A 14,770-nucleotide genomic window follows, 5' to 3' on the forward strand; every position below is an offset into this window, starting at 1 on the left:
TCAAATGAATTTCAACTCTTGAGGAAATAATCAGGGGTTACCCCTTGCATGATTTTATTTATTATAATATCAACTTTGCTGCTGCATATTAATAATTATAAAAATTAATCTATGAAAAAAAAATTACTCTTTCTGAAAAACAGCAATCATTTGATGCTTATTTTACTGTTATTTGGCTTTAACTGCCTGCAAGCGCAAGTCACCTCCATACCCGACACGACTTTTGAACAATGGCTGATTAATAACAATATTGATACCGATGGGCTTTTAAACCATCAGGTAGCAACAGCAGATATTAGTGGGGTTACGGAATTGGATCTATATTATGTAGATATCAGAGACTTTACAGGCCTTCAGGATTTTAAAGCTTTAACCAGCCTTACTACTGGGTATGCTCCTGCAACGAGTATGGATTTATCAGCATTAACGGAGCTTAGAAGACTATCACTTTATGGAAATAGCTTAAAGACGATCGATCTTTCACACAATTTAGCTTTGACCGATATAAATTTTGGCAATTCCTATAATTTAAAAGCATTAGATATTTCAGCTAATACTGCTATAACAACATTAGAGATAAGTGGAACAAAGCTATCAACTTTAGACTTTTCCAACAATACAGCATTAACAAGTGTAATTATTAACAATAATTCTAATTTGGTTAATTTAAATATGGCAAACGGAAACAATGCTAATGTTACTAATTTTTCTGCCCGAAATTGTAGTTTGTTATCGTGTATAAAAGTAGATAATCTTGCGGTTACTAACAACACCAAAATGGTGATGACTATGGTTACTATGCCGGGAGGAATGCCTGGAATGCCTGGGATACCAATGATGCTTCCAATGCCAACTCCTATTTGGTCGAAAGACTCTGAGGCGAATTATTCAGAAACTGATTGTGGTATTTATACAGCGATACCCGATTCTGGTTTTGAGTATTATTTGACACAAAATGGTATTACTGTATCTGGCCATAAAGTATTGACATCTGATATTTCCGGCATAACAAATATTGATTTAACAGGAGATTATAATCCTATTGGTAATTTTACGGGAATTCAGGATTTTACTGCATTGACCCATTTTAAATATAACAGAGGAGGAGAAGGTGTTTTTTCTTCAATAGATTTGTCTCAAAACACTAATTTAACTTTTCTGGAAATTAAGGGAAATGATAACTTAACGACTATTGATATTTCTAAAAATACCAAGTTACAGGAATTAAACATAACGGATGGGGCATTAACAAAACTGGATATTTCTAAAAATCCATTAGTTACTAAATTGTCTTGTTATGGCAATCCTAACCTGAGTGTTTTAAACCTTAAAGGCAGGTCTGATCAAACTGCATTTGAAGCGGGCAATATTTTCAATAGCAATCCAAAACTGAGTTGTATAGAAGTTGACGATATTGAATATGCTACAACAAATTGGCTAAATAAAGATGCTACTGCAAGCTATTATACTGCAGGCTGTCCAACAACGGCAATACCCGATCGTAACTTTGAACAGGTATTAATAAACAATGGCTATGATGACGTGATAGATGGTAAAGTGATTACTGCTAATATTGCTGGTGTTACTACTTTGAGTGTTGCATATACTACAGTAGAAGACATTACAGGTATTGAAGATTTTGCTTCTTTAAAGGATCTTACTGTTTATTATACAGGTTTAAAAAAGGTGAACCTTAGCCATAACAAGGTGCTTGAATCTATTAATTTTGGGTATAATAATTTAAAAAGTTTTGATTTATCTCAAAATACAGCTTTAAACACAGCTTACATAAGCGATAATACACTAGCAACTTTAGACTTTCATAACAATCCTAACTTGAAAGATGTCTTCTTAGGCGGTCCCTTGTTAAACGTAAATATGGCAAACGGACACAATGAAATTATAACTCGATTTTCTTCGCAAAACTGTAGTTCATTATCTTGTATAAAAGTTGATAATATAGCGGTTACTCAAACTACGTTTGATGATGGAGAAGGATTAAATTTTATTTGGCAGACAAATTCAGATTCTGATACGGTTTTTTCTGAAACAGGTTGTACACAATATACTGCCATACCCGATGCAGCTTTTGAGCAATTTTTAATAGATAACAATATAGATTCAGGAATTGTTGATGGTAAAGTACCAACATATGAGATTAATTCTCTTACCGATTTAGATATTTATGACAGTACTATTGCAGATTTTACAGGATTACAGGATTTTACAGCCTTAACTTCATTAGATTTAATAAATAATGTAAATCTAACCAAACTTGACCTTTCAAAAAATACGCAGTTAACAAATTTAAGTTGTTACAACAATCATCTTGTTACACTTGATTTATCTCAAAATACTCAATTAACGCATATTGATTGTCGAAATAATAACCTGACAGATATTAATGTTTCAAAAAATACAGAGTTAGTATACCTGGTTTTAAATAATAATGAATTAGTTAGTTTAGATGTGACTAAAAATATCAAACTTACTGATTTACATTGTGTTGATAATCAGTTGGTATTTTTGGATGTTTCTAAAAACACAGTTTTAACAACTTTGGATTTGGGTAATAATAGCGTGTCAGCATTAGAGGTAAGCAGCAATCCTGAATTAAGATACTTAAATTGTTATTCTAACCAGCTTGTTACACTTGATGTATCTCAAAATACTCAATTAACCAATATTAATTGCCAAAATAATCAATTGAAATCGGTAAATCTGAAAAATGGGAATAATACAAGTATAGAAACCGCGAATGTAGCTAAAAGTGCAAAAAGTAAATCAGTAACCTATCCAATCGGAATCTTTGGTTTTCAGGCGAATGATCCTGCTTTAGTTATTTTGGTTGACAATAAGTCTTATTCTGATACTAATTGGATGGCTTACAAAGATGCTTCGGCAGTTTATTTAGAAAATGTTTCTCTTGGAACTGGTGATAATACTTTAGAAAATGTATCAATAGCGCCTAATCCTACGAATGGAGAATTGTACATTAATAATATAATTTTAGACAAAGTTACCGTTATTACCTTGCTTGGGAATATTGTAAAAACAATCAATTATAAAGATGGCAACACCAGCAATGTAGTTGATTTATCTGATTTGACTGCAGGTTTGTATCTTGTGAAATTAACTTCAAACGGATCAGAAAAAACAGTAAAAGTTTTGAAAAAATAATATTTAGATAAAAATTTAATTAGTTTAAAAAGCTCTGAAATTCAATTATTGCAATTGAGTTTCGGAGCTTTTTTATTTTTAAGATTATGGTGAAATTGTAAATCAATTATTTCTTCAACAATCTGGCTTTCATTTTGCTGAAAAACTCAGGCGTAACTCCTATAAAAGAAGCAATCTGTTTTTGCGGAACTTTATGTACCAGTGTTCCATATTTGGCACAAAATTTCTCAAAACGCTCTTCGGCTGATAAACTTAAATTATCCATTAATCTTTGTTGATTCGCGACTAATGAATTTTCGATTAGAATTCTGAAAAAACGTTCCAGTTTAGGAATTTCCAAATATAATTGGTCCTGATTTTCTTTGGATAATGAAACTACTTCTGCATCTTCTAAAACTTCTATAAAAAGCTGTCCGGGTTTTTGCGAAAAATAACTATACATATCACTCATCCACCAGCCTGAACAAGAAAAGGCAAGCACATGCTCAACAATATTATCGTTGATGTTGAAGCTTCTTAAAATTCCGGAATTTACAAAATACGAATGCCTGCAAACTTCGCCGGCATTCAATAAAATGGTTTTGGCTTTGTAAGTATGAGTTTCTGTTTTAGATAAAAAAAGAGCCTGTTCTTCCGGAGTCAGCGAAATGTGTTTGGCTATATTGTCAAGTATTAATGACATTATTTTTCTGCTATTAAAGTAAATGAAGTCGCTTTAAAACGATTTCCAATAATTTCTCCGGTAACAGAAGCCTTTCTAACGGCATTACAAAAACCATCTTCTGCATGTGCATCGCCATGATCGTGAATTGTAGTTCCGTCAACAAAATAGCTTTTTCCATCAATACGGACGGCTAAATCGCAACTTTTACCTTTCATTCCGAATTTACATTCTCCGCAGGAAGCTTCAACGATTTGAGGTTTTTCAATCTTTTTTTTATTTTGGGCCTGCATCGAAATACCGGCAAATAACAATACTAAAAATACTAATTTTTTCATTTTTTAAGAATTTACAGTTATTAATTTTGATGTTGCTTTGGCTCGTTCTGTGATTTCTTCGATTGGAGTTATTAACGAATCATGACTTAAAACGACCCCCATTCTGCGATACGGTCTTGAAGTAGGTTTGCCAAAAATTCTGAAATCGGTTTTTGGTAAAGCAGCCATTTTTTCGACTCCGGTAAATGTTGGATTTGTTGAATCTTCAGATGCTAAAATTACGGCACTTGCTCCGGCTTTTTCTAACGTAATTTCGAAAATTGGAAGACTCAAAATCGTTCTTAAATGCAATTCGAATTCATTAAAATTTTGAGTTCCGGCCAAAGTTACCATTCCTGTGTCGTGTGGGCGAGGAGAAAGTTCAGAGAAATAAACGCCATCATTAGTCAGGAAAAATTCAACGCCAAAAAGTCCTGCGCCGCCAAGAGCTTCCGTAATTTTTTCAGCCATATCCCGGGCTTCGTACAAGTCGGCTTCAGAAACTTTTGCGGGCTGCCAGCTTTCCTGATAATCGCCACGTTCTTGTCTGTGGCCAATAGGAGCACAAAACAAAGTTGGATTATTATTCTGAGTAATGGTTAAAAGTGTAATCTCCGAATGGAAGTCAACAAAAGCTTCTACAATAACTTCAATCACATCACCACGCGAACCAGCTACGGCGTATTGCCAGGCTTTTTCGATATCACTTTTGGTTTTAATAGTCGATTGCCCTTTTCCGGAAGAAGACATTAATGGTTTTACCACACATGGAATTCCGACTTCCTGAACGGCTTTTTGCAGTTCATCTGCCGAGGCTGCATATTGATATTTGGCTGTTTTTAGTCCGAGTTCTTTTGAAGCCAAATCGCGAATGGCTTTACGATTCATAGTAAAATTGGCTGCTTTCGCTGAAGGAACTACGGTAATGCCTTGTTTTTCGTAATCGTAAAAACGTTCGGTTCGAATAGCTTCTATTTCCGGAACAATAAAGTCGGGTTTGTGCTTGGCCACGATTCGGTCTAAAGCTTCGCCATCGAGCATATTGATTACTTCAAAACCGTGTGCAACCTGCATTGCCGGAGCATTTTCGTAACTGTCAACTGCGATGATGGTTTGTCCGATTCGTTGTGCGGCGATTGTAAATTCTTTACCTAATTCACCTGAACCGAGGAGTAGTATTTTCATTTTTGAATTTTGAAATGTTCGGTAAACAAAAATAGTTATTTTTATCAATACATATTGATGGTTTAAGATTTTAAAGCCAGGGATTTTGAATGGTTTCCAGCTTTCCTGGAATAATAAAATTGAATAATCAAGAGCCTTTAGCCGAAGATTAATGTTGGGCTAAAACAAGGCTGAGTTTTTTTGCCAAAATAAAAGGCGCCTCCGAAGAAGCGCCTTTGATGTGGATAATTTTAATTTGATTATTTTTTAATAATACGTTGCACGAAGTTTTTGTTTTGAAAAACGGATACAATATATACTCCATGTTTTAAAGAAGAAAGGTCTAAGGTTGTATTTCTTCCTTTAGTTGCAACGGTCATTAATTTATGGCCAGCAAGGTCAAAAATTGTAATTGTTGCATTGTCAGTTTCCGGAAGTGAAATTTGTATTTCGTTTTCCACCAGTGTTGGATAACATTGGAATTCTGGTTTTGAAATATTTTCGGTTTCCATAACAGCATAGCGAGCCGTTGTGCTGTTTGTTGTAATATTTGCAGCAGGTGAATATGCGCTGTTTATGTATGCAGAACTAGTGCTTGTAGCTTTAACCTGGTATGAGATTGATGTATTTGCTGAAAGCCCGGTTGCAGTATATGACGTACCTGTAACATTTGTTTCAGTACATGTAGCGGTACCAGAAGTGCTTACCTTTGCGATGAAGTATGAGATTTGAACATTACCATCAAACACAAATGCAATTTGATCGCCAGCTAATAAGTTTAAGCCGGTGATTACATATTCACCACAAGTTGCAACACCGGTTTGAGTAATACCTGTAGTAAGTTGGGTTCCTCCATTTATGGTGTAACCTAATAGATTTCTTGCACCTGAACCAGATGATTTTGCTCCTATCACTAAAGAAGATACGCGAGTAGTATTTACTAATTTTAAGACATTGTCATTAATAGAACCACTTCTATATGTGTTTGTATATCCGGCAGGGCTGCAAGCACTCGATGTACTAATAGTTGCCGAGGTTTTATATTGATCACCGGTGTTTAAAGTATAAACGCCCGCAGATGTTGCAGATGTAGAATTTAATAACATTACTACATTGCTTAATGTTGTGCTGCTGCTGCATAAGTTAACGGTATAACCTGTTGCGTTGGCTACGGCATCCCAATTAATAGTTGCTGAAGTTTGAGTAGCCGAAGCTGTAATGTTTGCAGGAACCGCTAATGTTATAGATGCAACTGCCGTAATTGTTCCTGATAACGATGCTGCAGTCCCGCTTGATTGCGAAGTTGTAACAGTATATGCAGCGTTTGATACTGCTGATGCTGGGGTTCCGCTAATAGTAACCGTTTTTGCAGAAGTGCTAACGGAATAAGATACACCGGCAGGTAATCCTGTAACTGTAGCTCCTGTAGCTGAACCTCCATAAGTATATACAATCGTTGCAATTGGATTTCCTAAAACGATGGATTGATTAGTTGAGCCGCTTGTTAATACTAAGGTAGCATTTGCAACTGTTGCAATTGTTCCTGATAACGATGCTACGCTTCCGCTTGGTTGTGAAGTCGTAACAGTATAAGTAGCAGATTGAACTGAAGTTGGAGTTCCGCTAATAGTAACCGTTTTTGCAGAAGTGCTAACAGAATAAGATACACCGGCAGGTAATCCTGTAACGGCTGCCCCGGTAGCTGAACCTCCATAAGTATATACAATCGTTGCGATTGGATTTCCTAAAACAATGGATTGATTAGTTGAGCCGCTTGTTAATGCTAAGGTAGCATTTGCAACTGTTGTAATTGTTCCTGATAATGATACTGCGCTTCCACTTGATTGTGAAGTTGTAACAGTATAAGTAGCAGATTGAACTGAAGTTGGAGTTCCGCTGATAGTAACCGTTTTTGCAGAAGTGCTAACAGAATAAGATACACCGGCAGGTAATCCTGTAACTGTAGCTCCTGTAGCTGAACCTCCATAAGTATATGTAATATTTGAAATAGCACTATTTACAGTTACACTTTGTGAAGCTGAGCCTGATGAAAGTGATAATGTTGGTGCAGCAGGAGTACTACTATTACAAGCAGAAGATACAACACCAGCCATAGTTACATTTAAAGTAGCGCCAGCGCCACAACTACCTGTTAATGCAGCTTTTACCGATGATGAAGGTAAAGCTGTATAAGGATAAGATGGTTTTGAAACAGTAGCTGAATTATTAGCTAAATTATTTCCAACGCAATCTACAACAGTAACATCAGGTGTACCGCCATAGGAGGCATCAATATTTTTTGTTGATGACGGGGTTTCAAATACACCTCCTTCAAGATAACATTGTGTCCCTTTTCCATTAGTACCATCTTCCAGACCAATACATTTATTGGCAACAGAACTATTCCAATAACAATTAAGTATATGTAATTCAGCATTTCTGGCACGTACCTGACGCTCCACACAACCTTCAGCCCACCAGCAATATTGCCATGTAATACTATATTGAGTATCCGAAGTTGTGTTTAGTGGATAGTTAGAGGAACTGGAACCAATTAAGTTGGTAAATCGATGATCATCAGTACCACCGGAACCACCAGCTTTAGGTGCTTTATTGTAGCTAAATTTACACCATGTAACGGTAATATTATCTGTATTTCCTTTGTTGTCAAAGTTTCCATCCATTCCATCCTGGAAGTCACAGTGGTCAACCCAACAATTAGTAACACCATCAAGAGTAAGACAATCCCTCCCATCTGAGTCATATGCACCCGGGCCAACAAATGTTACATTTCTTATAATAAGATTTGTACTCCCTGGCTTAAAATATAAAATGCCTGATTTTCCTGAAGTCTGATCATTTGTGTATAGTTTAGAACCAGGCAAGCCAAGAATTGTTTTGTTTGTCGCAAGAGCACTAAGGTAATCGATTTGGATAGAGCCTTGTATCAGGATCACTCCCGGACCAGATGCTGTTAAGGCGTTACTTAATTCGGTATAGCTTGTTACTAAAGTTGGTGTCGCATTTCCACCACCAGTTGCTGCTTTGCCATACCCAATAGGTGCAGTCATGTAATATTCTTGTGCTGACATTCGGGTAAGCGAAAACAGTAACAGTCCGATAAGGACTAAATTCCATTTTTTCATAAATTGATATAGTTTTGGTTAAGTTAAATCTATATTACAACATGACATTAATTGTATGTTGTTTTTAAGAATCGTGCAAGTATAATAATATTTTATCATTTATGAATGCAAATCAAATTTATTGCACATTATTTATTGATTTTATGATAAAAAATTATTTTTTATTCAAGTTATGTATGTAATGCCTTATAATTACTCAATAAATTAACTGTATTAAACGCACTTATCTTGGATTAAGAAAAGGAGTTTTAGTTTTCAATCTCAGTATAAACTGCATGCTGAAATCATAATTATAGATGTCTTTTTTATTTATTAAATTTTAACTTTATTTCCAACACTGAAGATTCAAATGATATAAGACAACAAATAAAAAAACCGATACTCTTTTTTTAATAAAGTATCGGTTTTGTATTTTAATGAAAATGATCTTCCTCGATTTCGAATTCTGCATCTTTTTCCCAAATTTCCATTTCGCAGGGTTTGCAGTTGAATTTTAGTTTATATTCTAATTCGCCCTGTTTTAAAACCAAAGGTTCTTTTACTTTAACACCTACTATGTCTTTTTGGTGTATCGGACATTTTTTTAATTCGTATTTAATACAGTATTTAGTTGTCATTACGCGCGATTTCCCAGGATCCCATTGTAATTCGAATGCTTTTTCTATTTCGGTAACACCGTGGCGTTCGTAGAATTTACGGGCTGTTTTGTTCGAAACGTTGTACATGAAATCCAGTTTGGTTTCAGGATACGGATGCGAAGTTTTTACCAATTGATGTTCTTCACGTTTGTAATTTTTCAAACGAATCTCAGATAATTGATCGTAAACCGTTCTTCTCATTTCGTTGATCTTTGAAATAGGAAGGAACCAGTTTTGAGAAAACATAATATTGATTTCATCTGCAGTATAAGGTGTAAAACCTGTTTTTGCCAATTGCGTTTTGATGTTTTCTTCGATTGATTCACCGGTTTTAGTCTGCTCTTTTAAGTGTTCTAAATTTACGATGCTTACGTTTCCGTCTTCGTCGGTTGCGATTAATTCGAAACCGGTTTCATTTTCTGTAAGCAATAAAGTGGTGCTGATTTTTCGAACTGCACTGTCTTCTCTTTCGACAATTTTGATGAAAGCGGCATCGTTATTTCGGTAGATGAAAGTTCCGTCTTTTACTTCTTTTAAAACGTTCGGGTATATTTTACCGTTTTCGGCTTTGTTTACATAAATTCCTTCGGCTTCATTGTTTTCGTTGATAAAACAAAGCCCGTCACCGTTGTTTAGTAATTCTCCGTTTTCGATTTCATAGTAGTTTCCAACTGTTTTGATCAGTTTACCTATATATTGTCCTTTTGATTTTGGACTTTCCCAGGAACCAATAGAGCTGTGTCTTTCGTTTACGAAATAATCGGTATAACCACGGTTGAAAGTTCTGTTTAAAGAAGAATCGAAAGTATACGTACATTTTCCGGAAGAAGCTTTGGTGTATTTATCGCTTCCTTCGTTTTCTAAAAAGCTGTCCAGTTTTTGACGTAAATAAGAAACGTTATTTTTAACATAAACAACATCTTTTAGACGTCCTTCAATTTTAAAAGAGACAATTCCGGCTTCAATTAAATTGGGGATTTGTTCTGAAATGTCTAAATCCTTAATCGAAAGCAAGTGGCTGTTTTTTATCAATGTTTCTCCGTTCCCGTCAATTAAGTTATAAGGCAGACGACAGTTTTGAGCGCAGGAACCACGATTGGCGCTACGTTCTCCGTTGGCCACACTCATATAACAGTTTCCGCTAAACGAAACACATAAAGCTCCGGTTACGAAAAACTCTAACTCAACATCGGCTTCGTCGTAGATTGTCTTAATTTGATGCAGGTTCAATTCGCGGGCCAAAACCACACGTTTGATTCCGGCATCTTTTAGGAATTTAATTTTATCTGCATCACGATTATTGGCTTGTGTACTGGCGTGAAGTACGATAGGAGGAAGCTCCATTTCCATAATCGCCATATCCTGAATGATCAATGCATCAACACCGATATCGTACAATTCATAAATCATTTTACGACAGGTTTCCAATTCGTTGTCATACAAAATGGTATTCATTACCACAAAAACCTGAGCATTAAATAGATGCGCATATTGTACCAAAGCGGCAACATCTTCAATAGAGTTATTGGCATTAGAACGCGCACCAAATTGCGGTGCACCAATATATACAGCATCGGCACCACTATTTATGGCAGCCATTCCTCCAATTAAATCTTTAGCAGGAGCTAATATTTCAATTTTCTTCTTCATTTCTAAAACTTTAGTTTTTTGTGGTATTCACAGAAAAAAGTGTGCAAAGTTCTTATAAATAATTTGAGTTTGCTAATGCTGAAGTGACTTTTTTTGAAATAGTTAGATTATATGGAATGATGTTGGTTAAGATCGTTACTTATGATATTTAATCTAAAGGAAAAGTAAATCCTGCAGCCAATGCCCCGGAAGATTGTTCGGCGGATGGATGTAAATAAAAAGAAACTGCAATTTCTATATTGTTTTTAGGGCCAACTGCCAGTCCCAGACTTATAGGAATATGGACTAAAGCGCCACTCTTTTTTTTATTAACATCTTGCGTAAAAGTTTCAAAAGAACCTATAGATGTGCCAATACCTGTTTCAATAAAAGGTGCTATCCAGGGTATCGGAGCGCAGAGCCGCACTTTTCCTCCGAGTAAAAATGCTTTAGTTTCTACTTTGTATCCTTCCGGGTTCTTTTTGATATCTTCATCTGCTGATGTTAAAATAACTCCGGCATACGGTCTTATGCTAAACCATTTAGTTAATCCAATCACATATTCTCCTTGCGTATAAAATCCGAAGCCGTCTATGATTTCAGGATTTTCTTCTTCATAATATGAAGTGCTTGATCCAAAACCTATTGAGGCTTTAATAAATTTGCCTGTCGTTTGAGCTTTTGTCAGATTTGAAAAAAATAATGTAAAAATTATAATTAAAAAGAAATTGCGTAAAGTTGAAGTCATAAAATGGTTTTTTGATTTTGGGGCGAAAGTAAGAATTAATTTTCAATTTCTATAAAACAAAAAAACTATCCAGTTTAAGAACCGGATAGTTTTTCTTCTCAAAAATATAGTGTCAAATATTATGACAATTTTTTAGCTTTAATCTTTGCTAATGTATTTTCGATACTGTTTAATTGTTTTGAAACAATAGCGGTTTGATTTCCGTCAAGTTCATCTTTTTCTAAGGCAGCTTTGTATTTTTCAACAGCAGCTTCTTCTCCGGTAATACAGGCGTTGATAATGGCTTCTGTATCTCCACCGGTAAATGATGATTTGATATCAATCCAGGTACGGTGTAATGCTCCTAAAGGTCCTCCGCCGGAAGTATCTGTCGATTTTCCAAGTCTGTTGATTTCATCCTGCAGTTCTATGATAAACAAGGCACGCTCACGGGCATATTCTAAAAAATCAGTTTTGATGGCTGGACTCTCGACATGTTCTGCAGCATTTGTATATCCTAATTTTCCATCTTCCAGAATTGATATCAATCCTTCTAATGTACTAACGGCTTCTTTGGTGGTTTCTTCTGTATGTATCATGACTTTAATTTTAAATTAATGTATAATACAAAGTTGGGATTTTATAAAACGTTATGTTTTACAGAATTATAAAGGTTGTTTATAAAATTGTGGAATGGGAATTTTGAAAGTGAAATTTTTTTACTTAGATTTTAACAGATTAAAGCAGATTTTCTTTTGAATCAAAAATGAGTAGTTTTCGCCGTTTGGGTTAGGGATAGAAGTGAAAATCCTTTTGTGTAATGGAATGGAACAAAAGATTGAAACGTATAGCCCGGCCGGAGGTAACCCCATAAAAAAACAGCTCAAAGTATAAAGCGATGAACTTTAAACCTTAAGCTGTTTTAATAAAATGATTATATTGTTATGCGGTCAAAGCTTCTTTGATTCTTTTTAAAGCTTCTTTTAAAATGTCGTTGCTTGTTGCGTAAGAGAAACGAATACAATCAGGATTTCCGAAAGCGTCACCGGTTACAGTAGCAACGTTTGCTTCAGCCAAAAGATACATTGATAAATCGTTTGCATCTTTAATTTCAGTTCCTCTTAATGTTTTTCCGAAGAAAGAAGAAACGTCCGGGAAAACATAAAATGCTCCTTCCGGAACGTTGATTTTTACACCAGGAATTTCTTTTAATAATCCAACAACCAAATCTCTGCGGCTGTGGAAAGCCTGAACCATGTGGTTTAATACGCTCGGATCAGCATCAACAGCAGTAATAGTAGCACGCTGCGCTACAGAATTTGCTCCTGAAGTTACTTGTCCCTGAATTTTTGTACACGCTTTTGCGATGAATTCCGGTGCTCCGATATAACCAATTCTGTATCCTGTCATGGCGAAAGCTTTTGCAACTCCGTTTACAGTGATTGTTTTTTCTAACATTCCCGGGATTGAACCGATGCTGCAGAAAGTTCCTGAGAAATTGATGTGCTCATAAATTTCGTCAGCTACTACATATATATTTGGGTGTTTTTCCAACACTTTTGCAAGAGCTGTCAATTCTTCTCTGCTGTAAACAGAACCTGAAGGATTACAAGGTGAACTGAACCACATCATTTTTGTTTTTGGTGTGATTGCCGCTTCTAATTGCTCAGGCGTAATTTTGAAATCGGTATCTACAGATGTTGGAACTTCTACGGGAACTCCGCCAGAAAGTTTTACAATTTCGAAATAAGAAACCCAGTATGGTGCAGGTAAAATAACCTCGTCACCATCATTCAGCATTACTTGTGCAATGTTGTATAAAGATTGTTTTGCTCCTGTAGAAACTACTATTTGAGAAGGTTTGTACTCTAAACCGTTGTCTCTTTTGAATTTTCTGCAGATTGCCTCTTTTAAATCCTGATATCCGTCTACCGGAGAATATGTACTGTAATTTTCATCAATAGCTTTTTTTGCAGCTTCTTTAATAAAATCAGGGGTATTAAAATCAGGCTCACCTAAACTTAAACTGATAATATCTTTTCCTTGTGCTTTTAACTCACGAGCTAATGCAGCCATCGCTAAAGTCTGCGAAGTAGCTAAATTGTTAATTCTGTCTGAAAGAATATGGTTCATTATAAAAATTTTGATTGTCCTTAATTTCAACTTGAAGTTAAGGAAGGTTAATTATTAATAGATTTTTAGTTTAAAGGGATAATTCAGGTTTCATTCCAAGATCTTTCAGATGCTTGTAATGTGCCCAAACAGCGCTTCTCATGGTTTTGAATTCATAATAAGGTAAATTACACTCTTTGGCTGTTTGTTTTACAATTTCAGCGATTTTCCCGTAATGTACGTGGCTGATATTTGGAAATATATGATGTTCGATCTGATGATTTAATCCTCCGGTAAACCAGTTTACTATTTTGTTTTTCGGTGCAAAGTTAGCGGTGGTGTACAATTGATGAATAGCCCACGTATTTTCGATTTCCCCTTCTTCATTAGGAACCGGATTTGAAGTTTCCTCAACAACATGCGCCAATTGAAAAACAATGCTCAAAATTAATCCTGCAACGTAATGCATCACAAAAAAACCAATAACGACTTTCCACCATGCTACTCCTAAAACCATTGGTAAAACCATCCAGATTAAAATGTAAATTATTTTTGTGATTACTAAAACTGTCCAGAGTTTAGTTGGACTTTGAGGTGCTCCGTAAGATAATTTTCTTTTCAGGTAGTTTTTCATTTGCTTAAAATCGGTTGTCAAAGACCAATTAAAAGTTAATAATCCATATAAGAAAAAAGAATAATAATGTTGAAATTTATGAAAACGATGCCATTCTGCATTTTGCGTAAAACGAATGATTCTTCCGGCATCAAGATCTTCATCATGGCCGTGAATGTTGGTATAAGTATGGTGTAATACATTATGTTGTACCTGCCAGTTGTGAACATTTCCGGCTAAAACATAAATGGTTCCACCCATAATTTTGTTAATCCATGATTTGGAGGAATACGAACCGTGATTGCCGTCATGCATAACGTTCATTCCGATTCCCGCCATTCCGATTCCCATTACGATATTCAATAATAATTGTGCCCAAAACGGCATAGTATCAAGAGCCAGAATTAAAAAATAAGGAGTGAGGAACACGGTAAAAAGAATAATAGCTTTTAAGTGCAATTTCCAGTTTCCGGTTTTCTGAATGTTGTTCTCTTTAAAGTAAGTGTTTACCCGTGAGTTAAGTGTTCTGAAGAACTTCAGATTGTCTTGCTTTGCAAATGTAGGGGCAGTGTTATTCATAATT

10 protein-coding genes are annotated in these 14,770 nt (G+C 35.4%); 1 reads left to right on the forward strand and 9 read right to left on the reverse strand.

The window, feature by feature from the left end:
* Nucleotides 1-111: 111 nt before the first annotated feature.
* Complete coding sequence (locus ACEN92_RS18295; RefSeq protein ID WP_495639767.1) at nt 112-3,180, forward strand: leucine-rich repeat domain-containing protein; 3,069 nt, start codon at nt 112-114, stop codon at nt 3,178-3,180.
* Between the two features lie 106 nt (nt 3,181-3,286).
* On the opposite strand, the gene ACEN92_RS18300 is transcribed toward ACEN92_RS18295, so the two are convergent.
* From ACEN92_RS18300 to ACEN92_RS18340, 9 genes are all read right to left on the reverse strand, one after another.
* Nucleotides 3,287-3,862 carry a Crp/Fnr family transcriptional regulator gene (locus tag ACEN92_RS18300; protein ID WP_495639768.1) on the reverse strand — a complete coding sequence of 192 codons (576 nt, stop codon included), beginning with the start codon at nt 3,860-3,862 and terminating at the stop codon, nt 3,287-3,289.
* Nucleotides 3,862-4,179 carry a DUF6370 family protein gene (locus ACEN92_RS18305; protein WP_495639769.1) on the reverse strand — a complete coding sequence of 106 codons (318 nt, stop codon included), beginning with the start codon at nt 4,177-4,179 and terminating at the stop codon, nt 3,862-3,864. Before ACEN92_RS18305 ends, ACEN92_RS18300 begins: the two co-directional genes overlap by 1 nt.
* 3 nt (nt 4,180-4,182) lie before the next feature.
* A complete protein-coding gene (gene purT, locus ACEN92_RS18310) occupies nt 4,183-5,343 on the reverse strand; it encodes a formate-dependent phosphoribosylglycinamide formyltransferase (RefSeq protein WP_495639770.1) in 1,161 nt (386 codons plus the stop codon).
* A 239-nt stretch (nt 5,344-5,582) separates the two neighbouring features.
* Nucleotides 5,583-8,468, reverse strand: coding sequence for a T9SS type A sorting domain-containing protein (locus tag ACEN92_RS18315; RefSeq protein ID WP_495639771.1), 2,886 nt, complete (start codon nt 8,466-8,468; stop codon nt 5,583-5,585).
* A gap of 413 nt (nt 8,469-8,881) precedes the next feature.
* Nucleotides 8,882-10,756, reverse strand: a complete 1,875-nt coding sequence (locus ACEN92_RS18320) for a peptidase U32 family protein (RefSeq protein WP_495639772.1) — start codon at nt 10,754-10,756, stop codon at nt 8,882-8,884.
* 148 nt (nt 10,757-10,904) lie between these two features.
* Nucleotides 10,905-11,483, reverse strand: coding sequence for a hypothetical protein (locus ACEN92_RS18325; RefSeq protein ID WP_495639773.1), 579 nt, complete (start codon nt 11,481-11,483; stop codon nt 10,905-10,907).
* Between the two features lie 119 nt (nt 11,484-11,602).
* On the reverse strand, nt 11,603-12,061 hold the full coding sequence (locus ACEN92_RS18330; RefSeq protein ID WP_495639774.1) for a ferritin-like domain-containing protein: 459 nt from the start codon (nt 12,059-12,061) through the stop codon (nt 11,603-11,605).
* 343 nt (nt 12,062-12,404) lie between these two features.
* Entirely contained in the window at nt 12,405-13,595 is a 1,191-nt protein-coding gene (locus tag ACEN92_RS18335; RefSeq protein WP_495639775.1) for a pyridoxal phosphate-dependent aminotransferase, read from the reverse strand.
* 70 nt (nt 13,596-13,665) lie between these two features.
* A complete protein-coding gene (locus ACEN92_RS18340) occupies nt 13,666-14,766 on the reverse strand; it encodes a fatty acid desaturase family protein (RefSeq protein ID WP_495639776.1) in 1,101 nt (366 codons plus the stop codon).
* Nucleotides 14,767-14,770: the final 4 nt, after the last annotated feature.

This window comes from Flavobacterium sp. Flavsp81 (genome assembly GCF_059491325.1).

Excerpts from the sequence above, each read along its gene's own strand:
- ACEN92_RS18295 (WP_495639767.1), top strand. The coding sequence starts at position 112 with ATGAAAAAAAAATTACTCTTTCTGAAAAACAGCAATCATTTGATGCTT.
- ACEN92_RS18300 (WP_495639768.1), bottom strand. The coding sequence starts at position 3,862 with ATGTCATTAATACTTGACAATATAGCCAAACACATTTCGCTGACTCCG.
- ACEN92_RS18305 (WP_495639769.1), bottom strand. The coding sequence starts at position 4,179 with ATGAAAAAATTAGTATTTTTAGTATTGTTATTTGCCGGTATTTCGATG.
- purT (WP_495639770.1), bottom strand. The coding sequence starts at position 5,343 with ATGAAAATACTACTCCTCGGTTCAGGTGAATTAGGTAAAGAATTTACA.
- ACEN92_RS18315 (WP_495639771.1), bottom strand. The coding sequence starts at position 8,468 with ATGAAAAAATGGAATTTAGTCCTTATCGGACTGTTACTGTTTTCGCTT.
- ACEN92_RS18320 (WP_495639772.1), bottom strand. The coding sequence starts at position 10,756 with ATGAAGAAGAAAATTGAAATATTAGCTCCTGCTAAAGATTTAATTGGA.
- ACEN92_RS18325 (WP_495639773.1), bottom strand. The coding sequence starts at position 11,483 with ATGACTTCAACTTTACGCAATTTCTTTTTAATTATAATTTTTACATTA.
- ACEN92_RS18330 (WP_495639774.1), bottom strand. The coding sequence starts at position 12,061 with ATGATACATACAGAAGAAACCACCAAAGAAGCCGTTAGTACATTAGAA.
- ACEN92_RS18335 (WP_495639775.1), bottom strand. The coding sequence starts at position 13,595 with ATGAACCATATTCTTTCAGACAGAATTAACAATTTAGCTACTTCGCAG.
- ACEN92_RS18340 (WP_495639776.1), bottom strand. The coding sequence starts at position 14,766 with ATGAATAACACTGCCCCTACATTTGCAAAGCAAGACAATCTGAAGTTC.